The organism is Rhodococcus jostii NBRC 16295 (assembly GCF_001894825.1).
Taxonomy (GTDB): domain Bacteria; phylum Actinomycetota; class Actinomycetes; order Mycobacteriales; family Mycobacteriaceae; genus Rhodococcus_F; species Rhodococcus_F jostii.
In genome coordinates this window covers 164714-188441 of the sequence record NZ_BCWY01000004.1, presented here as the reverse complement: position 1 = coordinate 188441, position 23728 = coordinate 164714, and the positions used below count along the sequence as shown (strand labels likewise).

20 protein-coding genes and 1 pseudogene are annotated in these 23728 nt (G+C 68.9%); 5 read left to right on the top strand and 16 right to left on the bottom strand.

What is annotated here, in order from left to right; genetic code table 11:
* Nucleotides 1–106 precede the first annotated feature (106 nt).
* Genes RJ1_RS04925 through RJ1_RS04915 form a run of 3 tightly spaced genes read left to right on the top strand, consistent with a single transcriptional unit; the run spans nucleotide 107 to nucleotide 2128 of the window.
* Nucleotides 107–691, top strand: a complete 585-nt coding sequence (locus tag RJ1_RS04925; protein WP_073358851.1) for a sigma-70 family RNA polymerase sigma factor — start codon at nucleotides 107–109, stop codon at nucleotides 689–691.
* A gap of 52 nt (nucleotides 692–743) precedes the next feature.
* Nucleotides 744–1841 carry a WD40/YVTN/BNR-like repeat-containing protein gene (locus tag RJ1_RS04920; RefSeq protein ID WP_073358850.1) on the top strand — a complete coding sequence of 366 codons (1098 nt, stop codon included), beginning with the start codon at nucleotides 744–746 and terminating at the stop codon, nucleotides 1839–1841.
* Nucleotides 1838–2128 carry a MoaD/ThiS family protein gene (locus RJ1_RS04915; protein ID WP_073358905.1) on the top strand — a complete coding sequence of 97 codons (291 nt, stop codon included), beginning with the start codon at nucleotides 1838–1840 and terminating at the stop codon, nucleotides 2126–2128. The genes RJ1_RS04920 and RJ1_RS04915 overlap by 4 nt, the downstream gene beginning before the upstream one ends.
* Nucleotides 2129–2133: 5 nt before the next feature.
* On the opposite strand, the gene RJ1_RS04910 is transcribed toward RJ1_RS04915, so the two are convergent.
* Complete coding sequence (locus RJ1_RS04910) at nucleotides 2134–2805, bottom strand: cyclase family protein (protein ID WP_073358849.1); 672 nt, start codon at nucleotides 2803–2805, stop codon at nucleotides 2134–2136.
* A 71-nt stretch (nucleotides 2806–2876) separates the two neighbouring features.
* On the opposite strand from RJ1_RS04910, the gene RJ1_RS04905 reads away from it, so the two are divergent.
* A complete protein-coding gene (locus RJ1_RS04905) occupies nucleotides 2877–6368 on the top strand; it encodes a serine/threonine-protein kinase (RefSeq protein ID WP_073358848.1) in 3492 nt (1163 codons plus the stop codon).
* Between the two features lie 7 nt (nucleotides 6369–6375).
* Here the strand turns inward: RJ1_RS04905 and RJ1_RS47520 are convergent, their stop codons facing one another.
* The 15 genes and pseudogenes from RJ1_RS47520 to RJ1_RS04835 all read right to left on the bottom strand — a co-directional run bounded on the left by RJ1_RS47520 (nucleotide 6376) and on the right by RJ1_RS04835 (nucleotide 22452).
* The gene (locus tag RJ1_RS47520) at nucleotides 6376–6867 is read right to left on the bottom strand and encodes an aldo/keto reductase (RefSeq protein WP_255284868.1); all 492 of its coding nucleotides are present in this window, start codon (nucleotides 6865–6867) and stop codon (nucleotides 6376–6378) included.
* 157 nt (nucleotides 6868–7024) lie between these two features.
* Nucleotides 7025–7366: pseudogene (locus RJ1_RS47515) on the bottom strand (aldo/keto reductase); the annotation flags it as partial.
* A 41-nt stretch (nucleotides 7367–7407) separates the two neighbouring features.
* Complete coding sequence (locus RJ1_RS04895) at nucleotides 7408–7899, bottom strand: hypothetical protein (protein WP_073358847.1); 492 nt, start codon at nucleotides 7897–7899, stop codon at nucleotides 7408–7410.
* A 4-nt stretch (nucleotides 7900–7903) separates the two neighbouring features.
* Nucleotides 7904–9508 carry a GMC family oxidoreductase gene (locus tag RJ1_RS04890; protein ID WP_073358846.1) on the bottom strand — a complete coding sequence of 535 codons (1605 nt, stop codon included), beginning with the start codon at nucleotides 9506–9508 and terminating at the stop codon, nucleotides 7904–7906.
* Nucleotides 9505–11016, bottom strand: a complete 1512-nt coding sequence (locus tag RJ1_RS04885) for an aldehyde dehydrogenase family protein (RefSeq protein ID WP_073358845.1) — start codon at nucleotides 11014–11016, stop codon at nucleotides 9505–9507. The genes RJ1_RS04890 and RJ1_RS04885 overlap by 4 nt, the downstream gene beginning before the upstream one ends.
* A 17-nt stretch (nucleotides 11017–11033) precedes the next feature.
* A complete protein-coding gene (locus tag RJ1_RS04880; protein WP_073358844.1) occupies nucleotides 11034–12152 on the bottom strand; it encodes a Zn-dependent alcohol dehydrogenase in 1119 nt (372 codons plus the stop codon).
* A gap of 34 nt (nucleotides 12153–12186) precedes the next feature.
* Complete coding sequence (locus RJ1_RS04875) at nucleotides 12187–13164, bottom strand: ABC transporter permease (protein WP_073358843.1); 978 nt, start codon at nucleotides 13162–13164, stop codon at nucleotides 12187–12189.
* 29 nt (nucleotides 13165–13193) lie between these two features.
* Entirely contained in the window at nucleotides 13194–14711 is a 1518-nt protein-coding gene (locus RJ1_RS04870) for a sugar ABC transporter ATP-binding protein (protein WP_073358842.1), read from the bottom strand.
* On the bottom strand, nucleotides 14708–15739 hold the full coding sequence (locus tag RJ1_RS04865) for an ABC transporter permease (protein ID WP_073358904.1): 1032 nt from the start codon (nucleotides 15737–15739) through the stop codon (nucleotides 14708–14710). Before RJ1_RS04865 ends, RJ1_RS04870 begins: the two co-directional genes overlap by 4 nt.
* 49 nt (nucleotides 15740–15788) lie before the next feature.
* Nucleotides 15789–16829, bottom strand: coding sequence for a sugar ABC transporter substrate-binding protein (locus RJ1_RS04860; RefSeq protein ID WP_073358841.1), 1041 nt, complete (start codon nucleotides 16827–16829; stop codon nucleotides 15789–15791).
* A gap of 190 nt (nucleotides 16830–17019) precedes the next feature.
* On the bottom strand, nucleotides 17020–18144 hold the full coding sequence (locus RJ1_RS04855; RefSeq protein ID WP_073358840.1) for a glycerate kinase: 1125 nt from the start codon (nucleotides 18142–18144) through the stop codon (nucleotides 17020–17022).
* Nucleotides 18131–18958, bottom strand: a complete 828-nt coding sequence (locus tag RJ1_RS04850) for an aldo/keto reductase (RefSeq protein WP_073358839.1) — start codon at nucleotides 18956–18958, stop codon at nucleotides 18131–18133. Before RJ1_RS04850 ends, RJ1_RS04855 begins: the two co-directional genes overlap by 14 nt.
* Entirely contained in the window at nucleotides 18955–19713 is a 759-nt protein-coding gene (locus RJ1_RS04845; RefSeq protein ID WP_073358838.1) for an SDR family NAD(P)-dependent oxidoreductase, read from the bottom strand. The genes RJ1_RS04850 and RJ1_RS04845 overlap by 4 nt, the downstream gene beginning before the upstream one ends.
* On the bottom strand, nucleotides 19710–20879 hold the full coding sequence (locus RJ1_RS04840; RefSeq protein ID WP_073358837.1) for an acyl-CoA dehydrogenase family protein: 1170 nt from the start codon (nucleotides 20877–20879) through the stop codon (nucleotides 19710–19712). Before RJ1_RS04840 ends, RJ1_RS04845 begins: the two co-directional genes overlap by 4 nt.
* A gap of 10 nt (nucleotides 20880–20889) precedes the next feature.
* Entirely contained in the window at nucleotides 20890–22452 is a 1563-nt protein-coding gene (locus RJ1_RS04835) for a CoA-transferase (protein WP_073358836.1), read from the bottom strand.
* Nucleotides 22453–22570: 118 nt separating this feature from the next.
* On the opposite strand from RJ1_RS04835, the gene RJ1_RS04830 reads away from it, so the two are divergent.
* The gene (locus RJ1_RS04830) at nucleotides 22571–23728 is read left to right on the top strand and encodes a dihydrodipicolinate synthase family protein (RefSeq protein WP_073358835.1); all 1158 of its coding nucleotides are present in this window, start codon (nucleotides 22571–22573) and stop codon (nucleotides 23726–23728) included.

Below are 23728 nucleotides of genomic sequence, written 5' to 3'. Positions count from 1 at the left end.
CTATGAAGTCCTGGCCAGGGGTGGGTGGTTAGGCACCCTTCGGTGCCTATCGACGATCGCGCGTTCCCCCGAGGCTTGATACAGCCGCAGGAACAGGGAGAACACCATGATCGAATTGGACGTCAGAGCCGAATTGGAACGACTCGCGCCGTACGCAACGACGGGCGACGAAGACGCCGTCGAAGAGGTTCTCCGGATCGCGCACCCGCTCGTGCACCGCTACTGCACCACCCGGCTCGAGTCGGTGGATCACCCGCACGCCACTGCAGACGACGTCACCCAGGACGTGTGCCTCGCCTTGATGACCGCCCTCCGGACGTACGAGAATCGGGGAAAGTCGCTGCTGTCGTTCATCTTCGGCATCGCGGCGCACAAGGTCTCCGACGCCCGGCGCCGCGCCACTCGCTTGTCCACGCCGACCGCACGCTCCGCCGCCGCACATCACGTCGTCGACGTCGAGGACGGCCCCGAACACCATGTCCTGCGCCGCGAACTCCGCGGCGAGATGGGCGAGCTCGTGGACACCCTTCCGGTCCGGCACCAGCAGATCCTCTTCATGCGGATCATCGTCGGTATGACGGCCGAGCAGACCGCACGGGTCCTGGACACCACTCCGGGCGCCGTCCGGGTCGCCCAGCACCGGGCGCTGAGCCATCTGCGGTCGCGGATCGGGCACGGTCCGGCCCGCTGACGGTTCCCGTTCCACCGTTGCCATTCACCGGGCCGAGTGGTCCGATGGATTCATGAGCGCAGCCGACGCCGTCCTGCTCGCGATCGGAACGAAGAAGGGCCTGTGGCTGGCCACCAGCCGCGACCGCGCGGCCTGGTCGCTGTCGGGCCCGCACTTCCTGATGAACGAGATTCCGAGTATCGGGATCGACACCCGCGGTGGCCGCACCCGCATTCTGGTCGGGGTCCGGTCCGAACACTGGGGTCCGACCGTCGCCCATTCCGACGATCTGGGGGCAACCTGGACCGAACCGGACCACGGCGCCATCCGCTTCGGCGACGGTGACGGCGCCGCACTCGAGCGGGTGTGGCAGCTCCGACCCGACACGGACGACCGTCCCGGCGTCGTGTGGGCCGGTTGCGAACCCATCTCGGTGTGGCGGTCCGTCGACGGCGGGGAGCACTTCGACCTCGAGCGCGGGCTGTGGGACCATCCGCACCGGCCGGAGTGGGGAGCCGGATACGGCGGCGCCGCAGCACATTCCGTGGTACCCCACCCGCGGGACGCGAACACGGTGCACGTCGCCATGAGCACCGGGGGCGTCTACCGGACCACCGACGGCGGTGCGTCGTGGGAGCCGCGCAACACCGGGATCGCGGCCCACTTCCTGCCGGATCCGAATCCGGAATTCGGCCAGTGCGTCCACAAGATCGCCCGCGACGCCGTCGTCCCGAACCGGCTGTACGCCCAGAACCATCACGGCGTGTACCGCTCCGACGACAGCGGCGACACGTGGAAGTCGATCGCCGACGGGTTGCCGTCCGACTTCGGGTTCGTGATGCTCACCCATCCCCGCCGCGAGGGAACGGTGTGGGTGGTCCCGATCGAGGCGGACCGTGAACGGATCCCACCGGACGGCCGGCTCGCCGTCTACCGCAGCGAGGACGCCGGAAACAGTTGGACCCGCCTCGACAGCGGGCTGCCGGAACACGACTACAACGTGGTGCTCCGCGACGCCGCCGCCGTCGACACCGCCGACCCGGTCGGCGTGTATTTCGGCACGCGCGGCGGCGAGGTCTACGGGAGCGCCGACGAGGGCGCGTCGTTCACCACGGTCGCGGCGCACCTGCCCGACGTCCTGTGCGTGCGGGCGGCGGTGAGCGCGTCGTGAGCGGGGGCGTGACGGTGCACGTTCCGCGGGCACTGGCGTCGATCGTCGGCGGGGAGCGTTCCGTCCACGTGCCCCTCGGCGCCACCTCGACGGTGTCTCATGTGCTCGACGTCCTCGCCGGTGAGTTCCCGATTCTCGGTCGCCGGATTCGCGACGAGACCGGAGCCCTGCGGCGGTACGTCAACGTGTACGTGGACGGTGAGGACGTCCGGTTGCTCGGCGGCGTCGGCACAGAGGTGACCCCCGGCCAGGAACTGCAGATCCTGCAGTCCGTGGCCGGCGGCTGAACGGGTCACCCGGCCAGTTCCATCGCCACGGCCCGGGTGGGCGCCCCGTCGCCGCCCTCCAGCGTGATCGGGAGGAGGCTGACGAGCGGGTCGGGGAAGTCGATCCGGTCGAGCCGGCACAGATTTTCGCCGATCACTCCGCCGGCGTCGGCGATCAGATGGTGGACCGGGTAACCGGCCCCGGCGTGGTCGCCGTCCGGTGTCTCGTCGATGCTCGGGGCGTCGAGGCAGAACGTCCGCACTCCCCGGTCGAGCAGCACCGTGCAGGCCGCGGGGTCGAGAAAGGGATGCGAGTAGTAGGCATCCGTTCCGTAGTACCGAGACCAGCCGGTATGGAACACGGCGATGTCGCCCGGCCCGACGTCGCCTGCTCGCGACATGATCAGTTCGCGGGTAATCGCCTGCCGCGCAACGAGCTCACGGAGATCGAACACGACGGCGCGGCCGACGAACAGTTCCGGTGCCAGCCGGTCGATGGTCGCGGCCCCCGCCTTCAGATGCGCCGGGGCGTCGACGTGTGTCCCGGACTGCGAGCCGATCCTGACATCCAGCACGTTGTAGCCGTCGCGCTCGAGAGTGCAGTGCCGGATCAGCGTCGGCACCGGATCGCCGGGATACACCTGCATCCCCGGCCTGATCGTGTGGGACAGATCCACGATTCTTCGAACATGTGCCATCGCTCGATTGTGACCGGCCTCGGCGTCACCGGTACCGCGATATGCTCGATGACGAGCGAAGAGGTGGTGGAATGACCGATTTTGACCCGCTCGCCACCCAGCGTGAGTCGGTGTCGAAAACCCTCACAACCGAGCTGTCCGCGGTCGGTCTCGAGGATGCCAGGGAGATCGGGCACGGTGGGTTCGGGGTGGTCTATCGGTGTGCGCAACCTGAACTCGATCGAACCGTGGCGGTCAAGGTCCTTACCGCGGCGCTCGATGCTGAGAACCTCGAACGGTTCCTGCGAGAGCAACGCGCCATGGGCCGGCTGAGCGGCCACCCGCACATCGTCAACATCATGCAGGTCGGGACCACCGACACCGGCCGGCCGTACATCGTGATGCAATACCACCCCCACGATTCGCTGGACATACAGATCCGCCGGCGCGGCCCCCTCCCCTGGAGCGACGCCGTGCGAATCGGGGTGAAACTCGCCGGTGCACTCGAAACCGCGCACCGGGTGGGCATCCTCCACCGGGACGTCAAACCGGGAAACATCCTGCTGACGGAATACGGCGAACCCCAGCTCACCGATTTCGGCATCGCCCGGATGTCGGGGGCGTTCGAGACGACGGCGGGCACAGTCACCGGGTCTCCCGCGTTCACAGCCCCCGAGGTGCTGTCGGGGCGGACGCCGACCGCCGCCTCCGACGTGTACAGCCTCGGCGCGACTCTGTTCAGCGCGATCACCGGGCACGCGGCCTTCGAACGGCACAACGGCGAGGAGGTGATCGCGCAGTTCCTGCGGATCACCACCCAGCCCGTCCCGGACCTGCGGACCGAGGGTTTCCCCGACGACCTCAGCGCCGTGATCCAGCGGGCCATGGCCGGGACGCCGGAGGATCGCCCCGCGTCCGCCGCCGCGTTCGGGGACGAACTGCGGGAGGTCGAACGCCACCACGGATTGGCCGTCGACGAGATGGCGATGCCCGTCGACGCCGGCGTCCACCACATGGAGGATTCCTCGCCCGGCACGGTCTCGACCGTCTCCGGTCCGTTCCGGACCTCCACCACGGGACGCCCCCGCTACGCGTCGACCCCGCCGCCCGCGCCGGCCACCCGGTTCCGGCCACCCGCCGCCACCCGGCAGCTCGTGGAGCGGAACCGGCTGATCGACCTGCTGCGCGCCGGACGCCGACGGCTGCTGACCGTGATCCACGGCCCCACCGGATTCGGCAAGAGCACCCTGGCCGCCCAGTGGCGGAACGTCCTCGCCGACGAGGGCGTCGCAGTCGCGTGGCTCACGGTCGACAGCGACGACGACAACGTGGTCTGGTTCGTCGCGCACCTCATCGAGGCGATCCGCCGCGTGCGACCCAACCTGGCCAAGGAACTCGGCCAGGTCCTCGAAGAACACGACGACGAGGCCGAACGCTACGTGCTCACCTCGCTCGTCAACCAGATCCACGAGAGCGGCGAACGGATCGCCCTGATCATCGACGACTGGCAGCGCGTGTCCGAACCCGCGACGATCGCCGCCCTCGAGTTCCTCCTCGACAACGGGTGCCACCACCTGCAGGTCGTGGTGACGAGTCGAACCAGGGCCGGTTTGCCGATGAGCCGGATGCGCGTCAAGGACGAACTCGTCGAAATCGACTACTCGGAACTGCGTTTCGACGATTCCGAAGCCCGGTCGTTCCTCGTCGACCTCGGTGGTCTGCCCCTCGACAGCGAGGACGTCACCGAGCTCCGCGACTCGACCGACGGCTGGGTGGCGGCACTGCAACTGGCGTCCCTGTCGCTGCGCGGACGATCGGATCCGTCGGAACTGATCGCCGGATTGTCCGGACGCCACCACGCGATCGGCGAATTTCTCGCCGAGAACGTCCTCGACACCCTCGAACCGGAGATGCTCGACTTCCTCCTGGCCACCTCGATCACCGAACGCACCTGCGGCAGTCTCGCCGGCACCCTCGCCCACACTGCCCGTGGGCAGGCGATGCTCGAGGCGGCCGAGGACCGGGACCTGTTCCTGCGCCACATCGACGACGAGCGGACATGGTTCCGCTACCACTCCCTCTTCGCGGAGTTCCTGCGCCGCCGGCTCGAACGCGACCAACCCGACCGCGTCCAGGAACTGCACCGTGCCGCGTCCCGCTGGTTCTGCGACCACAGTCTGCTTCGCGAGGCCGTCGACCACGCCCTCGCCGGCGGGGAGGAGCAGCGCGCCGTCCAGCTCGTCGAGGCCGATGGATTGCTCCTGCTCGAGCAGTCGCAATCGGCGACGTTGACGTCGGTGATGGACACACTCCCGCCCGGCCTCGTCGCGGCGAGCGCGCGCCTGCAGATCACCACCGCGTGGGCGCACGCGATGGCGCACCGGATGTCGACGGCCGAACGGGCACTCGAACGGGCCGAGTGGGCGCTCGAGCACACCGAAACCGCCGACGCCGCCGCCCTGCGCGCCGAGGTCGGCGCGGTCCGCGCCGTGATCGAACTCCGGGCAGACCGGATCGAGCGCATCGACGACCTCGTCGCCGACGTCCTCGCGCAGCCGGAGTCACTGCACCCGTGGGTGGTGTGCGCCGCATTCAACGTCTCGACGTTCGCCGCGGTGTACCGCTTCGACTTCGCGGAGGTGCGCCGGATCCAGGAAGTCGCGCGACCCTTCTACGAACGGAACAAGGGTCCGCACAACGTCGTTCACGGCCAGAGCTATCTGGGCGTCGCGTCCTACGAGCAGCTCGACATCGACGACGCCGTCGACCGGTTCCGGCGGGCCCGCCGGGCAGGCCGGAAGCTGGGCGGGCCGAGGGCGCCGTCCGCGAGGCTCGCCGGATCGCTGCTCGGTGAGGTGCTCTACGAACGCGGGGACGTCGAAGAAGCCGAGCGGCTCCTCGACGACGGATACACCCTTGCCGTCGAGACCGGCGGGGTCGATTTCAAGGTCGCCCGCTACGTCACCGGCGCCCACGTGAAGGCGCTGCGGGGCGACCGCGAGGAGGCGACGGTACGCCTGCACGCAGGACTGGAGGTGGCCGAGACCTATTCCCTCGCCCGGCTTCGGGCCCGCATCGAGAACGAACGTCGCCGGCTCGGCATCGCCCCACACCCCACCCTGCACGTCCCCGAACCGGTTCGATACGAGGACCGGCGACGCCCCGTGTCGGGAATCGGCGAGATCGTCGCGCAGGTGGAGGAGGCCACCGCCATCCGGCAACTGCTCGCCACCGGATCCCCCGCGAACATCGAACTCGCGTGCACCTGGGCGCAGGAATGGACGGACCGGCTGGCAGGCACCGGCCGCAACCGCGCCGACCTGCTGGCCGAACGCCTCCGGGTGGCGTGCCTCGCCGCCGCGGGCCGCGAAGACGAGGCGAAGACGGTCCTCGCCTCCATCGCCTCGATCTGCGCGGCGCGGGGACTCCTCCGGGTCCTTCCCGACGGCGGGCCGTTCGTCGTCGCCCTCGTCGCCGATCTCCGGGCCGATCAGCTGGCCGGCAACTGGCGACCCGACTGGCCGGCGGTACCCTCCGACTTTCTCGAGGAACTGCACAACTCGACGGCCCCGTACACGATGTGACCCACCGTCAGGTCGGAGTGGGCGCCTCGTCCAGGATCAGGTCCGCGGCCCTCAGATCGTCCCAGAATTCGGCGGGAATCGGGGTTTCGAGCCAGGCCGCGTTCTGCCGCAACTGGTCGCAGTTCCGGGCTCCCAGCAGCAGCTCCCGCACCGCAGGATGCGCCGCCGCGAACTGAATCGAGGCGGCCGCCAGCGGAACCCGGTGACGCTCGCAGAACTTCTCGATGGCGCGAACACGGCTGCGCACCTCGTCCGGTGCCGGCTGGTAGTTGAACTTGGCCCTGGGCACCGCGCCGGTGGCGAGAATGCCCGAGTTGAACACACCGCCGAGGACGACGGCGACGGCGCGCTCCACCGCGAGCGGCAAAAGGTCCTTCACCGGATCCTGTTCGAGCAGTGTGTATCTCCCCGCGAGGAGTACACAGTCGAGATCGACGCGTTCGAGGGCGTCGACGCAGACGTCGGCCTCGTTGACCCCGATACCGATCGCCCGGACCACACCCTCCTCCCGCAACCGGATGAGCGCGGGGAACGCACCCTCGAGCGCTTCCGCGAACCGTGCGGGCTGGGCGTCGCCGTGCGGGCTGGGCGTCGCCGTGCGTGTACCGGTCGACGTCGTGCACGTAGAGGATGTCGAAACTGTCCTGGCACATGCGCTGCAGGCTGTCCTCCACCTGCCGCAGGACCGCGTCGTACGAGTAGTCGAAGTCGGCCCGGAACGGCGGGGTGTCCACCCAGATTCCGGTGTCGAACGACCCGCGGCGAGCCGGCGTCAACGTGCGCCCCACCTTCGTGGACAGCACGTAGTCGTCACGGTTCTTCGTCAGCAGCGCATGGCCGACCCGGTGCTCGGACAGTCCGTGCCCGTACATGGGTGCGGTGTCGAACGACCGCACCCCCATGTTCCAGGCCTCGGCGATCTGCGCCTGCGCCTCCTCTTCGGGGATCGGCCGGAAGATGTTGCCGATGGGCGCACCGCCGTATCCGAACAGCGTCACGTCGAAGCCGGCCCGCCCGAACGTCCGAATGTCGTTCGCCTTCACGAGTTCTCGCCTCCGGTGCCGAGGAACAGGGTGCCCGGGTCGCGCATCACGGCGTCCATCTCGCGGTGGCACACGAGCTTGATCGCGGCGACGACGAGCTCGGAATAGAACTGGTCGTGGAACCACGTGTCGCCGCTGTACGCGACGACCAGCCCGCCCTCGCCCACCGCGCTGCCACCCCATTTGGTCCAGCCGTCCTGGTAGAGGTACGGATGCAGCTGCTGCACGGCGTGCGAGGGCAGCCCGGTGTTCCAGCTGATCCGCGCTTTCGACTCGGCAATCGCGTCGTACGGCCCGGCCCAGTCCTTCTTCTCACCCCAGCTGCAGCGGAAGACGACGGGCAACTCCGCGTCGGGCGACGGCGCGACACCCGGCCGGAGCACGACAAGATGCCCTGCAGAGCCGTGGGAGAGGTTCTCGATCGACGGCCGAGCGAGTTCGACGGCCTCCCGAGCGACGTTCTCGGTCAGTCCGGAAAAATTTGTCATCCGGTCATCTTTCCCCACGGATCAGATCGACCGCCTTCTCGGCGATCATCACCGTGGGAGCCTGGGTGTTGGAACTGACGATCCGCGGCATGACGGACGAGTCGATCACCCGCAGGCCCTCGACGCCCATCACCTTCAATTCCGGTGAGACCACGGCGTCGTCGCCGACCCCCATCGCGCACGTGCCGACCGGGTGGTACGACGTGCGGCCGTACGCGCGAACGAATTTCACGTAGTCGTCCTTCGTATTCACCGACAGACCACCCGCCAGGTGCTCCGCCTTGATGTGCCGCGCCATCGACGACTGCGCCATGATCTCCCGGCTCTGCCGAAGCCCCTCGATGCTCGACTCCAGGTCGAAGTCCGTGGCGAGGAAGTTCGGGTCGATCAGCGGCTGGGCGGTGGGATCATTCGACCTGATCTTCACCGAGCCCCGGCTCTCCGGCCGCAGTGAGTACGAGTTGAGGGTGCAGCCGTATCCCGGGCGGACCGCCGCGACACCGGCTTCGACACCGGCGGCGGGCAGGAAGTGGAACTGCAGGTCCGGAATGGACTCCCCCGCATGCCCGAAGCTGAACCCACCGGCTTCGACGACGGTCGACGCCAATGGGCCCCGCCGGAACGCCGCGTACTCGAGTCCCGCCTTCGCCGTCGCGGGACGCATCAGGTTCAGCCGGTCGAGACTCTGGTATTCACGCAGTTCGTAGATGACGTCGAGGTCGCAATGATCGTGCAGGTTCCGTCCGACTCCGGGAAGGGCATGGGCCACCTCGACATTCGCGTCGCGGAGGTCGTCGGGGTGGCCGATCCCCGACAGTTGTAGGATCTTGGGTGATCCGAATGCGCCTGCGGCGACGAGCACCTCCCGCGTGGCGCGGAACGTCTCCACGCCGTGCGGGGTGAGCACCTCGATCCCGGTGGCGCGACCGCCGTCGAGCAGAACCCGCGACACGGCGATGTTCTCCCGGACCGTCAGGTTGGGTCGCTTCCTGGCGGGTGCGAGGTACGCGACCGCGGCGCTGCACCGCCGGGCGTTCTTCGTGGTCGTCTGGTAGAGGCCGACACCGTACTGGTGGTCGCCGTTGAAGTCACCGTTGAACGGCAGTCCGAATTCCTGACCCGCCTGGACGAACGACTTCGACAGTGGATGCGGATTGACGGGATCGGAGACGCCGAGCGGCCCGTCGGTGCCGTGGTACGGCGCCGACAGCCGTTCGTTGTCCTCGGACCGCAGGAAGTACTTCTGAATCTCCTCGAACGACCATCCCGCGCAACCGTATTTCAGCGCCCACTCGTCGTAGTCCTCGTGCGCGCCGCGGGTGAACACCTGGGCGTTGATCGAGCCGCCACCGCCGATGACCTTGCCCTGCGCGAGCGGAATGACCCGGTCGTTGCAGTGTTTCTGCGGAACGCTCGAGAATCCCCAGTCGTATCTGCTCGCGGTGAGTTTCGCGAAGCCTGCGGGCACGTGGATGAACGGATGCCGGTCGTTGCCGCCGGCCTCCAGCAGGAGAACCCGGACCGCCGGATCTTCCGTCAGCCGTCCGGCCAGCACACAGCCGGCGGTGCCGCCGCCCGCGATGACGTAGTCGTAGGTGTCGGCACTCATCGGTTGCCTCCGGTCCAATGGGGGAACACGCGTTTGCGAGCTCCGGTGCGGATCTGAATGGTCTTGACGTCGGTGAACTCGTCGAATCCGGCCTGCCCCATCTCCCGGCCGAACCCGCTCTGCTTCATGCCGCCCGCAGGGAGCTGCGGGGCGCCGTCGATGGTGGTGTTCACCCACACGCGGCCGCTGCGAATCTCCTTCGCCACCCGCAGCGCCTTGTCGATGTTCTTGGTCCAGATCGATCCGGCGAGTCCGTATTCGGTGGCGTTGGCGAGCCGGATGGCGTGGTCGACGTCGCTGAACCGGGTGACGGTGAGCACGGGACCAAAGATCTCCTCCTGGAAGGCGGCGGACTCCTCGGCCACGCCGTCGAGGATCGTGGGGGCGACGAAATGCCCGCTCCCCCAGTTCTCTCCGCCCAGCCGATCACCGCCGGTCAGGACGGTCGCGCCGTCCCGCCGCGCCGCGTCGATGTGCCCGAGCACCTTCTCGAGGTGGCCGGCGTCGATCATCGGGCCCAGTTCGCTCGCCTCGTCCAGCGGTCCGCCGACGGTGATCCGGCCGGCGGCCTCGACGAGGCGGTCGAGGAAGGCGTCCGCGATCGAGTCCTGGACCAGGAGCCGGGCACCGGACACGCAGCACTCACCCTGGTTGAAGAACACACCGAACAGGACCCCGTCGAGTGCGTCGTCGAGGTCGGCGTCGTCGAACACGACGCTGGCGGCCTTGCCGCCCAGTTCCATCGACAACCGCTTGACGCTGCCCGCGGACGCCTCGACGATGCGCTTGCCGGTGGCGGTGCTCCCGGTGAACGACAGGATGTCGACCAGGCTGCTCTCCGCGAGCGGCGCACCGACCTCGGCGCCGGCGCCCGTCACCACGTTCACCACACCGCCCGGCACCCCGGCCTCGGTGAGCAGCCGGGCCAGCTCGACAGCGGTCCCGGACGTGAACTCGGACGGCTTCACCACCGCCGTGCAGCCCGCGCCGAGCGCGAACGGCAGCTTCTGCGACAGCAGGAGCAGCGGAAAGTTCCACGGGATGATCATGCCGACCACACCGGCGGGTTCGCGGACCACCATCGCGGTGCAGTCGTCGCCGAGCGCGGTGTGCGCCTCGCCGTGCATCGTCATGGCCAGCGCCGCGGCGTACTCGAACAGTTCGATACTCGCCGCGACGTCCCCGCGGGCGAGGGTGATCGGCTTGCCGCACTCCTCGGCGTCGATCCGGGCGAGACGTTCCTCGTGCTCACGCATCAGGCCCGCACAGCGCAGGAGCGCGCGGCCGCGGTCCATCGCGGTCCAGTGCGGCCACTCGCCCTCGTCGAAGGCCTCCCGCGCGACCGTGACGGCCAGGGCCGCGTCGGCTCGGGTGCCCCCGGTGAACGTGGCGACGACGCGGCCGTCGGCCGGGCTGACCCGTTCGATGATGGTCTCCGCCGGGGGCACGCTGCGCCCGCCGATGAAGTGTCCGTAGCTACGGATCTGTGTTGCTTCGACTGTCGACATGCTCAAACCGTTCCTCGTCAGTGTTCGTGAATCAGGACGCCGCGCAGGTTGAGACCCGCGTGCATGTCCACGTATGCGTCGTTCACCTGGTCCAGGGTGTAGCGCCGGGTGATCAGTTCGTCGAGCTTCAGCCGCCCCGACTTGTAGTAGTCCAGCAGCGCGGGGATGTCCCGCGTGGGATTGCAGTTACCGAACAGGACCCCGCGCAGGTGCTTCGCGTAGACCACCAGTTCGAGCGGACTGATCGGGATCCCCGGCTCGTTCTGGCCGATCGACACGACCGCGACCGTGCCTTCCTTGCGGACGGCGCCGAACGCGTCGGCGATCAACTGTCCGTCGACCACTCCGACGGTGACGACGGCGTTGTCGGCGCCCTGACCGTTGGTGACGGAACGGACGAACGGCATGGCCTCGTCGATCGACGCGTAGGCGTGCGTGGCGCCCAGTTCGAGGGCGCGTTCGCGTTTGAAGGCCACCGGGTCGACGGCGACGACGTGTGCGGCGCCGGCGTGGTGCGCACCCTGGACCGCGTTGATGCCGACTCCGCCCACCCCGACGATCATGGCGGTGTCCCGTGGACGGACCCCCGCGCCGTTCACCGCGGAACCCCAGCCGGTGGCGACACCGCAGGAGACGAGGCACGCGACGTCGAACGGGATGCCGTCGTCGATCCTGACGGCCTGGGCCTGAGACGTGACGAGGTAGTTCGCGAACGTGCCCAGGCGTTGCATGGCGCCGATCGGCTGCCCGGACCGCGTGGCGAACCGTGCCGTTCCGTCGAGCATGAAACCAGCCTCCATACCGGCCCCCGTGTCGCAGATATATTGCATCCCCTGCGCGCACCAGGCGCAAGTTCCGCAGGCCGGGAGGTAGGCGGTGGCGACGTGGTCGCCGACGGCGAGCCGGGTGACCCCGGGACCGACCGCGTCGATCACACCGGCACCCTCGTGGCCCCCGACCAGCGGCAGCGTGTTGGGGATGTCACCGGTGACGAGGTGATCGTCGGAGTGGCAGAGTCCGGACGCCATCACCTTGATTCGCACTTCTCCGGGACCGGGCTCCGCGAGGACGAGGTCGTCGACCTCCCATTTGCCACCGACCTGGTGGATCACCGCACCGCGTGCCGTCGTACTCATCGTTCTCCTTCGAATCTCACACTGACACAGAGTTTTACTTGATGATCGAGAGCCGGCTGCGGTCGAGGGTCGCGGCGACCGCCACGATGACCACCGCGCCGTACACGATCTGCTGGAAGCTGGGGTCGATGCCGGCCACCGAGCCGCCGACGCGGAGGACGGTGACCACCAGGGCGCCGACGAGCACCCGCCATGCTCCGCCGATTCCACCGGTGATGGCGCAGCCGCCGACCAGCACGGCCGCGATGGCAGGCAGGAGCAGCGAATCCGCGAGTTGCGGTGCGGCGCTCTGCTGCTGGGCCGACAGGACGATCCCGGCCGCGCCGGCGAAGAATCCGGACAGCGCGAACGCACCGATCCGGACGCCACGGGTCCGGACGCCGCTCATCATCGCCGCCTTCTCCCCCAGTCCGACGAGGTGAAAGACGTTGCCGCGAGGCGAGAACCGCATGGCGCAGAACACCGCGGCCACCACGGCCACGCCCGCCCACACCGCCAGGGGAAGTCCCAGCACCGTCCACGAACTGAGCCAGAAGATCGCGTCGTAGCCCCCGCTGATGTAGATGGTGGTCGAACCCGACGCCACCAGCGCGACCGCGCCCCAGAACCCCAGCGCCCCGAGCGACACGACGAACGACGGCACCTGCCCGAACACGATCAGCAGACCGGTGAGCGCCCCGACCAGGGTGAGCGCCACGAGGGTCACGACGATCGCGAGCGGACCGAGGGGCCCGATCACCGTCGCCAGGATCACGGTGGCGAGGGAGGCGAGCGCCGCCACCGACAGGTCGATGCCTCCGGTGAGGATGACGAACATCTGCCCCAGTCCGAGAAGCAGGATCGGGACCGCCTGCGCCGAGACCACGGCCAGCGCGTTCATCGACAGGAAATTCGGTTCGGCGAGAGCGACGAGGAGAACGAGTGCGACCAGCACGACCGACGGTCCGGCCAGCCGCAACCGGTCCCGCGTCGTCCGCGCCACGCTCGGCGCCGCACCCTCGGGAGCGCGCATCTTGGTGGAAGTTATTGTTGCCACGGCGATCACATCATCTTCTCGAGGAGTTGGAGTTTGCTGGGCGGGTTCCCGGGCGGTGAGTCGAAGGCGCCGGTGATCTCGCCGTCCCGCATCACGATCACGCGGTGTCCGAGACCGATCGCCTCGTCGAGGGTGTCGGCGAGCACCAGGATCGCGACTCCCCGGTCGGAGAGGTCGCGGAACACGGCGTAGAGGTCTTCCTTCGCGCCGATGTCGAGGCCGCGGGTGGGATGGTCGAGGACGAGCACCTTCAGTCCGTCGCCCAGAATCCACTTGGCCACCACGGCCTTCTGCTGATTGCCACCCGACAGTCGCGCGATGTCGGCGTCGGGGTCGGCGGGCCGGATACCGAGTTTCTCGATCCAGGTGCGCGCCGTCTCGTCCAGCCGGGCGCCGGAGGAGATCCGCCCGCCACCCGCCTTCACCGGGTGCACGGTCGCGATGTTCTGCGCGACGGTCGCTCCGGCGATCATGCCCTCGACGCGTCGCTCGGCGGGAACGTAGGCGACACCGGACCGCACGGCGTCCGCGGGCGATCCGGGGGCCGAACGCTGTCCGTCGATCTCGACCGTCCCGGAGTCGATGGGGACGGCGCCGAAGACGGCCCGGGCCATCTCCTCGCGGCCCGAGTCGACCACGCCCACCACCGACACGATTTCGCCGGCGTGGATGTCGAGCGACACGTCCGTCGCCTTGCCGCCGCAGGTGAGGTTGCGGACCGACAGCGTCGGGGTGCCCGTCCGGGAGACTGCCTGCTTGCGCTTCGACGAGTAGATCTCCTCGGCCGCACCCTTACCGATCATCAGCTGGTAGAGCTCGGCTTCCGTTGCCGCCGACGCGATCCGCTCACCGACGACCTTGCCGTCGCGCAGTACGTACACGCGGTCGGAGAAGCGGAGCACCTCGTCGAGACGGTGGGAGACGAAGATGACGGAACCGCGTTCCTTCAGGGCGGTGACCCGCCGGTGCAGCACCTCGACGTCCTCCGGTTCGAGCACCGACGTCGGTTCGTCGAGGATGAGGAGCGGCGAGTGGTCGACCTGCCTGCCGGCAACCGCGCGTGCCACCTCCACCATCTGGCGTTGGGCGAAACCGAGGCTTTCGGTGAGTGCGCCCGGGTCGACCGTCGACTCCACCACCGACAGCATCTCCTGGGCGCGGGCACGAATCCGGCGCCGGCGCAGGAATCCGGCGCGAGCGGTGTCTCCTTCGTGCCCGAGGATCAGGTTCTGGCCGACGGTGAGGTTCGGCAGCAGCGACTGTTCCTGGTGCACGACCCCGACTCCGTGGTCGGCGGCGTCGGCCGGGCTCCCGAAGCTCACCTCGCGCCCGCCGAGCAGCATCGAGCCGCCGTCCTGGCGGTGCACGCCGGCGAGGATCTTGAGCAGCGTGGACTTTCCGGCGCCGTTCTCGCCGATCAGCCCCACGACCTCGTTCGGTGCGATCGACAGGCTGACGTCGTCGAGGACGGTGTTGGGTCCGAATTTCTTCGTGACGTTGCGGAGTTCCAGGAGAGATGTCATTTCACGACCCTCAGTCGACTGCGGGCGGGCCACCCGGTGGCGATCACGGCCACCACGATGATGAGTCCCTGCGCGCCCTGTTGGATGTACGGGCTGGCGCCCGAGAGCAGAAGTCCGTTGCCGAGGACCACCAGGAGCAGCACACCCACCAGGGAGTGCAGCGGACCGCCGCGACCGCCGCTGAGGAGCGTGCCGCCGACGACCACGGCAGACAGGGTGAGGAAGAGGCTTCCCGAACCGACGCTCACGTCGCCGACGCCGAGCCGGATCGTGGCGAGCACTCCCCCGAGCCCGGACAGCAACCCGGCGACGGCGAACAGGACGATCTTGGTGCGCCCGACCGGGACTCCGGCCAGGCGGCTGGTCGCCTCGTCACCGCCGATCGCGTAGGTGTGCATGCCGAGTCGGGTTCCCTTGCACAGCAGCACCGTCAGGGCCACGGCGGCGAGCGCGAACACCACGACGACCGGAAGTCCGAACCAGTGACCGCCTGCCCAGGCCGTGAGGGCCGGGTCGGCGAGCTGCGGGGTGCTCGTGCCGAACAGGACGGTGGCCACACCGAGCCCGACGAACCAGGTTCCCAGCGTGACGAGGAACGACGGCACCCGGGCGACGACGTGCAGCACGCCGTTGACCACTCCGAAGAGCAGGCCGACGCCCAGCGCCAGCAGGACGGCGAGGAGCCCCAGGTCGTTGCCGTTCACGCTGTTCGCCGCGAGGAGGACGAACGTCAGCCCGCTGGCCGCCATCACGCCCTCGATCGACAGGTCGACGCCGCCCACCAGGACCACCAGCGTGGCGCCCATCGCGAGAACCACGGGAATCGCGGCCTGCTCGACGATCGCCGCCGCGTTGCTCGCTGTCGCGAAGCCGGGAGCCAGCACCGCGAAGACGGCGCACAGTCCCAGCAGCGCGGTGAGCGGGCCGGCGGTGGCGAGCAGCCGGCGCACGCGTGGTCGCGTGGTGCGCACGGGTGTGGCGGGTTCGGCGGGGGTCGTCACCTCCCCGGTCATTTCGGTCGTCGACATGGTCACTCCTTCGGAGGTTCGGTGGTGTTCGGGGAGCTATTCGGGGGGGTTATCGGGCGACGGGCCCGGTGATGCGGGAGTACGGATCCTGCACGGACCGCACGATCTCCTCGTCGGTCGGCACGGCGAGGAACTGGTCGACGTTGCTCGCGGTGATCAGCGACTGGTCGACGTAGAACTCGCGGTTCTCGCGGGGCAGCGACTCGACGTCGATTCCCCCGGTCATCGCCTGATAGCAGATCGCCAGTCCCATCGCGCCGTTGAAGTAGGGGTCGGTCGTGTAGGTGGAGAGCAGTTCCCCGTTCGCGATGGCGCCCAATCCTTCCGGGGTGGCGTCCGCGGCGCTGGCGATCTTGATCTCCCCCGCGCGGCCCGCCTCACGCACCGCCTGCAGCGCGCCGAGTGCCATGGAATCCGTTGCGGCCCAGATACCGTTCACCTGGTCGCCGTACTTGTTGAGCAGGGTCTGCGTGGTGGTGTAGGCCTTGTTGCGGTCGAAGTCGGCGGGCTGGTCGTCGAGCAGGGTGACGCCGAACTGTCCGTCCATCGCCTGCTGGAAGCCCTGGAACCGGGTCTGGCTGATCTCGTTGGCGAGCAGACCCTGCAGCGCGATCACGCCGCCGGTGCCGCCGAGCGAATCGACGAGGGCCTTCCCCGTGTCGGCGCCCTGCTGGACGCCGTCGTAGGCGACGTAGGACGCCCACCCGTTGCCGACGTCCCAGGGATGCAGATCGGCCGGTTTGCTCCACTGGGTGACCGCGCACCCGCCGCTGTTCTGCACGGCGCGCACGATCGCGGGGGTGTCGGCGCTCGTGTTCGGGTTGATGTTGAGCAGCACGGTCTTGCCTGCGGCCAGCACCGACTGCAACTGCGACAGCGCGTTCTGCGAGTCGCCGCCGTAGACGATCACCTTCAGCTCGATGCCCAGCGACTCGGCGTACGCGCGGCTGCCCTGCACCCACGCGGCCTCGTACGGGTTGGTGAGCGACCGGACCTCGGAGACCATCACCATGTCACCGCGGTCGACGGCTGCTCCGTCCCGCTCGATCCGTTCCGATCCCGTCGAGCAGGCGATGGCGGAACTCGCCATGACGGAGACTGCCGCGGCTACGCCGACGGCCCGGGCTACCGCCCTGATTGATCGTTGCGTCCGTGTCATCGTTCGTCCACTTCCCTGAAAAAGAATGTAAACGCTTTCTTACCGTGATCGGCGTCACAAGTCAAGCGCTGCATGGTGTGGTCATAGGTTGTCCGGGCGAGCCGGACAGGTGAGAAATCGGTTACACAGTTCCGGTGAGCCGGGCGGCCGCGACCGCCCCCGCAACGCGGCACCACGTCGTGGGTGCGGCGAGTGCCCCGTCCGCGCTCCCCGCCAGGTCGGACAGTGAGATCCCGATGCCGGGTGGCGACGCCGCGAGGCGGCCCGCGACGACCACCGATCGGGTCGCGGTCTCCGCGCACCGCTCCAGCACGGAGCCGACGAGTTTGCCGGACAGCGACGTCGCGTCGAATTGACCCTCACCGGTGACCACGACGTCGGCGTGGCCGAACTCGGCGCTCAGCCCGGTGAGCTCGGCGATGCGGGCGGCGCCCGGCACCAGCCGGCCGCCCCAGGCCGACAGCCCGAATCCGGTGCCGCCCGCCGCTCCCACTCCGGGTTCGTCGGGACTGCACGGCAGTCGTGCGCCGAGACATCCGGCAAGATTCGCGAGCGCGCGATCCAGGCGGTCGCACTCCGCGGGGTCGGCGCCCTTCTGCGGCCCGAAGATCTGCGCGGCGCCGTGCAGGCCGCAGAGCACGGCCGTCGTGTCCGTCAGCAGTTCGACGCCACCGGGTGGCGGCTCGATCAGCAAGTTCACGTCGATCGTGGCGAGATCGGTCAGGGCCGCACCCCCGTCGGGGACCTCCCGGCCGTCGCGGTCCAGAAGCTTCGCGCCCAGCGCCCGCAGCGCGCCCGCGCCGCCGTCGGTGGACGCGGAACCGCCGAGTCCGATATGTAGCGCCTTCGCGCCGTCCGCCAGTGCTGCGACGATCACCTGCCCCAGTCCGGTCGTCGAGGCGCCACCCGGATCCGGCGACCCCATCAGCGGCAACCCGCTCATCTGCGCGAGCTCGACCACCGCCGTCCCGTCCTCGAGGAGTAGCCAGCGTCCGGTTATCGAACGCCCGTCGGGGCCCTGCACGCCCGGCACCTCACGCCACACACCGGTGTCGTGACAGGACGCGACGGCGTCCACGGTGCCTTCGCCGCCATCCGCCTGCGGGAGCAGGACCAGCTCGTCGTCCGGTCGGACCGTCGACCATCCCGCCGCCAGGGCCGCCGCCACCTCCGTGGCGGTCAGTGAGCCCTTGAACGAGTCCGGGGCCAGCACCACCCGCATCGAGCCGGCGTCAGTCGACGTCATCGGGGTGTGGTCCCGTGCGCTGGTCCCGGTTCAGAGCCGAGATCGCGTCCATCTCGGCGGCGGACAGCCGGAACCCGAACACCTCGGCGTTCTGCCGCATCCTGTGCGCCGCCGAAGATTTGGGAAGCGGAATGGTCCCGATCTGCAGGTGCCAGCGCAGAACGACCTGCGCGACCGACACACCGTGCCGGGCGGCGAGCGCTGCCAACAGTGTGTGGTCGTTCAGGTGCCCCCTCGCCAGCGGCGCCCACGCCTGGGTGCGGATGCCCAGCGACCGGTGCAGATCCGTCAGTGCCGTCTGCGTGAGCAGCGGGTGCAGTTCGATCTGGTTCACGGCCGGGGTGATCGTGGCGATCTCCGCGAGCCGCTCGAGCTGGTCGGGCTGGAAGTTCGACACGCCGATCGCCCGCACCCGCCCGTCGTAGTACAGCTTCTCGAGTGCCCGCCACGTCTCCAGATACTGTCCGCGGCTCGGCGCCGGCCAGTGGATGAGGCACAGGTCGATGCGGCCGAGTTTCGCCGCACTCGCCTCGAACGCGGCCAGTGTCGGCTGGTAGCCCTGGTCCTCGTTGGAGATCTTGGTGGTCACGAAGATCTCGTCCCGATCGACGTCGGCCCGGGTCAGCGCGCGCCCGAGGGCCGCCTCGTTGCCGTACATCGGGGCCGTGTCGAATGCGCGATAGCCGGCGGACAGGGCATGCGACACTGTGGAGTCCATGTCCTCGTCGGGGATCGTGAACAGGCCGAACCCGAGCGCGGGCATCGTGACGTCGTTGTTCAACGTGACCGAGGGAACGGTCGCCAGGTTCGTCATGTGATCGAGTACCCGCCGTCGACGGGCAGGACCACCCCGGTGACGTACCGCGCGGCATCGGAGACGAGGAACAGCACCACGTCGGCGACGTCGTCGCCGTCCGCGAACCGTTGCAACGGGATCCGGCTCAGTTTCTGGGCCCGGAAGTCTTCCTGCCCCAGCACATCCGCCGTCATCGGGGTTTCGATGTAGCCCGGCGAGACGGTGTTGACGCGCACGCCGTGGGGGCCGAGTTCCACGGCCAGACCCTTGCCGAGTTGCGTCAGCGCGGCCTTCGTCGCACCGTAGGGAACGATGCCCGCGACGGCGCGATCCGCGGACAGCGACGCAATGTTCACGATGGCGCCGCGGGTGGCGACGAGCGACTTGGCCGCCTGCCGCGTCAACCGGTAGGCCGCCGACAGGTTGACGTCGAGGAGGCGTTCCCATCCGTCCTCGTCCACGTCGATCGCCGTGGTCCGCAACTGGATCCCGGCCGCGTTGATCAGGATGTCCAGGCGCCCCGACAGCTGCTGGGCGAGGTCGACGGCGCGCGCGCCGAACTCGGGGTCGGTGAGGTCTCCGCAGAGACCGTGGCCGCCGAACTCCGCTGCGACGTCGCCGACCTTCGGGTCGGCATCCGTCGCCACCACGAGTGCCCCGCTCCGCGCGAGGGCCCGGGCGATTGCCGAACCGATCCCGCCGGCCGCACCGGTCACGATGGCGGTCTTCCCGGAGAGGTCGACCGAGTGGGTTTGTCGTGCAACGCCGCTCATGCCGCGGCTCCCTTCAAGACTGCGCGGCTGATGATGAGCCGCTGCATTTCGCTGGTGCCTTCGTAGATCTTCGTGATGCGGGCGTCGCGGTAGAGGCGCTCGACCTCGTATCCGCGGATGAAACCGTTGCCGCCGAACACCTGCACGGCGGCGTCGGCGTGGCGCACGCATCCCTCGGACGCGTAGAGCTTGGCCATCGAGCAGAGCGTCTCGGCGTCCGATGCGCCGCTGTCGAGCGCCCGCGCCGCCTCGACCGACAGCGCGGTGCCGGCCCGCAGTTCGGTGGCGACGGTGGCGAGGGAGAAGGAGATGCCTTGATTCGCGGAGATCGGCTTGCCGAACTGGCTGCGGTCGAGGGACTGCCGGGTCGCCGCGTCCAGGGCGGCGCGGCTGATGCCGAGGCTCAGGCCCGAGATGCCGAGACGGCCCTTGGCCAGCACCTTCATCATGTAGCCGAACGCCTTGCCTTCCTCGCCGAGGAGGGCGTCGGCCGACAACTGGACGGAGTCGAACACCAGCCCGCCGACCTGGGACGCCCGCTGACCCATCTTGTGTTCGTGGTACGCGCGGCTGACGCCGGGCTGGTCGACGTCCACCAGGAAGACGGAGATGCCCCCGCGCTTCCCGAGTTCGGGGTCGGTGACGGCGAGGACCACCGCGAAGTCGGCGACGGGCGCGTTGTGGATGTAGATCTTCTCGCCGCTGAGCACCCAGCCGTCGCCGCTGCGCACCGCTCGCGTGGAGATGGATCCGAGGTCGGATCCGGATCCCGGTTCGGTGAGCGCGTAGGCGCAGCGCTTCTCGGCCGACAGCATCGGGCGCAGGTACTGCTCCTGCTGTTCGGGTGTGCCGTAGGCGCTGAGCAGGCTGCCGAGGATCTCGACGAGCCCGCACTGGTCGGCCACCGACGCGTACCCGTAGGACAGCGACTCCATGACGAACAGGTAGTCGAGCGCGGTGCCGCCGAATCCGCCGAACTTCTCGGGCACGGTGATGCCGAAGAGCCCGATCTTGCCCATCTCCCGGTAGATCTCCTCGGGGAATCGTTCGGTCTCGTCCAGTTCGGTGGCGACGGGCCGGATCCGTTCGTCGACGAATTCGGCGACGAGCGTGCGTTCGTCGGCGCCGAGCACCGACGACGGAATGACGCTGTGTCCGGTTGACATGTAGTTCTCCTCAGATGTGTACGGCGACGGGGGCGAACAGCCCCGCGTCCATCAGGCGGGGGTTCTTGATGATCGGACGGAAGCCCATGTGCGGCAGAATGTCCCGGTCGACATCGATGCCGGGTGCGATCTCGGCGAGTTCGAGGCCGTCCCGGGTGAGCACGAAGACCGCCCGTTCGGTGACATAGACGGCCTCGCGTCCCTCCCGGACGGCGAGAGCGCCGGAGTAGGTGACCTGATCGACGCGGTCGACGAACTTCGGCACGGAACCTTCGCGCCGGATCACGAGTTCGCCCCCGACGATCTCGACGTCCAGTCCGCGGGCGGTGAACGTCCCGCAGAACACGGCGCGCGGCGAGTTCTGGGAGATGTCGATGAAGCCGCCCGGCCCGACGATGCCGCCGCCGATCTTGCTGACGTTGACGGCGCCGGTCGCGTCGACCTCGGCCATGCCCAGGCAGCTGACGTCGAGCATTCCGCCCGAGAACAGGTCGAACTGGGTGATCGACGAGTGCACGACCTTCGGTCCGCGTGCGGCTCCGAACAGGTCGCCGGAGACGGGGATGCCGTCGATCAGCCCCTGCTCGATGGCAAGGGTGATGTCGTCGAGGCGATCCTGTTCGGCGAGGGCGTCGACGACCAGAGCGGACACCCCGAAACCGACGTTCAGGACGTCGCCGTCCCGGACCTCGGCGGCGGCCCGCCGGGCGATCAGCATGCGGATCGGGTCGTGGTCCGCGGCGCCGAACCCCGAGTTCGCCGCGTCGCCGGAGAGTTCGGGGTCGAATTCGCCCGCGTACGTCTGCCATTGGTTCGGCGCATGGACGACGTCGTCGATCAGGACCGCCGGAATGTGCACGAGCCGCGGATCGATGGGCCGGTCCAGCAGGTTCTTCACCTGGACGATGACCCGGCCGCCGCTCGCCTTCGCCGCCTGGGCCACGGCCAGCGCGTCGAGTTGGGCCGCCTCACCCGAGCAGGTGACGTTCCCGGACGGGTCGATGGAATCGCCGCGGACGATGGCCACGTCGACGGGAAACGGCTTGTAACGCAGGTACTCGCGACCGTCCAGCGTGAGGAGTTCGACGAGGTCCTCGGTGGCGGACGGCGTGAACTTGCCCCCGCCGTGCCGCGGATCGACGAACGTGTCGAGTCCGGTGGCCGTGATCAGACCCGGCCGGCGCGCGCCGATCTCCCGCAGCAGCTGACTGATCGCGCCGCCGGGCCAGGCGTACGCCTCGATCTCGTCGTTCCGGACGAGGTCGATCATCGTCGGCGACCACGTCCAGTGGCCGCCGATGACCCGCTTGACCATGCCCTTGTGGGCGAGGTGGTTGGTTCCGCGGCGCACCCGGTCGCCGATGCCGAGGGCGTGCACGATCGTGAGGTCCCTCGGCGACCCGGTCGCGAGGAAGCACTCCTCGAGCGCCTGCAGGACGGTGTCCGCTTCGAGGATTCCGCCCCCGGAACCGGTGAGGGCAATCGTCGATCCTGGCGCGATGTCGCTCACGGCTCGTGTCGCGGTGGTCGGTGTCCAGCGCCTCGCCGCGGCACCCGTTCCGGGCTGTGTCATATCCGCTCCTGTAAATGCTTACATTCTGCCAATCGGCCCTTTAACGCTATGGACCTCGGTGATTGACACAGTATATTGTGAGCTGCACAACATCAAGAAAACGATTACAGGAGATTTCATGGCCTCGATCCTGCTGCCCGATCGCGACGGCTCGACCAGCACTCTCACGGTGAACGCACCGGCTCGGCTGGGCACCCGGTCCACACCGCCCACCAGCAGGGCGGTGTACGCGGCCTCCCACGTGGTCGCCGACCCGCTGCGGGCCTCCGCCGAGAATGCCGCGGATCAGATCGACTGGGACGCCACCCTGCAACTGCGCCGCGACCTGTGGTCGCTGGGGCTCGGGGTGGCCGAGTCGATGGACACCGCCCAGCGCGGCATGGGGCTCGACTGGGCCGGCGCCCGCGAACTCGCCGTCCGCACCCTCACCGAGGCGAGGGCAGTCGGCGGCAAGGTCGTCGTCGGAGTCGCCACCGATCAACTGAAGTCCGACACCCCGTCACTCGACGAGATCCGCGACGCCTACCTCGAGCAGGTCGAGGCGATCGAATCGGCGGGCGGCGAGGTGGTGCTGATGGCGAGTCGGCACCTCGCCCGCGCCGCCACCGGACCCGACGACTATCTTTCGGTGTACGACGCCGTGCTGTCGGCGGCCACCCGGCCCGTCGTACTCCATTGGCTGGGTTCGGTGTTCGATCTCGCACTCGACGGCTACTGGGGATTCGCTGATCCGGACGCCGCGATGGATACCGTCCTGCAGATCATCGACGCGCACCGGGACACGGTGCGGGGCATCAAGGTGTCCCTGCTCGATCCGGCGCTCGAGATCGCCCTGCGCCGGCGTATGCCGGGTGGCGTGCGGGTGTTCACCGGCGACGACTACAACTACGTCGATCTGATCGCCGGCGACGGCACCCACACCAGCGACGCCCTCCTCGGTGCGTTCGCCGCGCTCGGCCCGTTCGCCTCCGCCGCCTTCGCCCGCCTCGATGCGGGTGACGAGCAGGGCTTCCGGAACATCCTCGGCCCCACCGAAACCCTGAGCCGGCTGCTGTTCGCCGCCCCGACGCAGTACTACAAGGTCGGGGTCGCGTGGCTGGCCTACCTGAACGGCAAGCAGGATCATTTCCGGATGATCGGCGGTTTCGAGACCGGCCGCAGCCTCACCCATCTCGCCGAACTCGTACGCGCGGCGGATGCGATCGGCCTGTTCACCGATCCCGACTTCACCGCCGCCCGCACCTCGGCGTACTTCGCCGTGCACGGAATCCGCTGA

What these genes read in the sequence shown, in the direction of transcription:
- RJ1_RS04865 (WP_073358904.1), bottom strand. Translation starts at nt 15,739, where the DNA reads ATGTCGACGACCGAAATGACCGGGGAGGTGACGACCCCCGCCGAACCC.
- RJ1_RS04860 (WP_073358841.1), bottom strand. Translation starts at nt 16,829, where the DNA reads ATGGCGAGTTCCGCCATCGCCTGCTCGACGGGATCGGAACGGATCGAG.
- RJ1_RS04830 (WP_073358835.1), top strand. Translation starts at nt 22,571, where the DNA reads ATGGCCTCGATCCTGCTGCCCGATCGCGACGGCTCGACCAGCACTCTC.
- RJ1_RS04875 (WP_073358843.1), bottom strand. Translation starts at nt 13,164, where the DNA reads ATGCGCGCTCCCGAGGGTGCGGCGCCGAGCGTGGCGCGGACGACGCGG.
- RJ1_RS04845 (WP_073358838.1), bottom strand. Translation starts at nt 19,713, where the DNA reads ATGAGCGGCGTTGCACGACAAACCCACTCGGTCGACCTCTCCGGGAAG.
- RJ1_RS04835 (WP_073358836.1), bottom strand. Translation starts at nt 22,452, where the DNA reads ATGACACAGCCCGGAACGGGTGCCGCGGCGAGGCGCTGGACACCGACC.
- RJ1_RS04870 (WP_073358842.1), bottom strand. Translation starts at nt 14,711, where the DNA reads ATGACATCTCTCCTGGAACTCCGCAACGTCACGAAGAAATTCGGACCC.
- RJ1_RS04850 (WP_073358839.1), bottom strand. Translation starts at nt 18,958, where the DNA reads ATGACGAACCTGGCGACCGTTCCCTCGGTCACGTTGAACAACGACGTC.
- RJ1_RS04855 (WP_073358840.1), bottom strand. Translation starts at nt 18,144, where the DNA reads ATGACGTCGACTGACGCCGGCTCGATGCGGGTGGTGCTGGCCCCGGAC.
- RJ1_RS04840 (WP_073358837.1), bottom strand. Translation starts at nt 20,879, where the DNA reads ATGTCAACCGGACACAGCGTCATTCCGTCGTCGGTGCTCGGCGCCGAC.
- RJ1_RS04905 (WP_073358848.1), top strand. Translation starts at nt 2,877, where the DNA reads ATGACCGATTTTGACCCGCTCGCCACCCAGCGTGAGTCGGTGTCGAAA.
- RJ1_RS04920 (WP_073358850.1), top strand. Translation starts at nt 744, where the DNA reads ATGAGCGCAGCCGACGCCGTCCTGCTCGCGATCGGAACGAAGAAGGGC.
- RJ1_RS04880 (WP_073358844.1), bottom strand. Translation starts at nt 12,152, where the DNA reads ATGAGTACGACGGCACGCGGTGCGGTGATCCACCAGGTCGGTGGCAAA.
- RJ1_RS04925 (WP_073358851.1), top strand. Translation starts at nt 107, where the DNA reads ATGATCGAATTGGACGTCAGAGCCGAATTGGAACGACTCGCGCCGTAC.
- RJ1_RS04885 (WP_073358845.1), bottom strand. Translation starts at nt 11,016, where the DNA reads ATGTCGACAGTCGAAGCAACACAGATCCGTAGCTACGGACACTTCATC.
- RJ1_RS04910 (WP_073358849.1), bottom strand. Translation starts at nt 2,805, where the DNA reads ATGGCACATGTTCGAAGAATCGTGGATCTGTCCCACACGATCAGGCCG.
- RJ1_RS04890 (WP_073358846.1), bottom strand. Translation starts at nt 9,508, where the DNA reads ATGAGTGCCGACACCTACGACTACGTCATCGCGGGCGGCGGCACCGCC.
- RJ1_RS04895 (WP_073358847.1), bottom strand. Translation starts at nt 7,899, where the DNA reads ATGACAAATTTTTCCGGACTGACCGAGAACGTCGCTCGGGAGGCCGTC.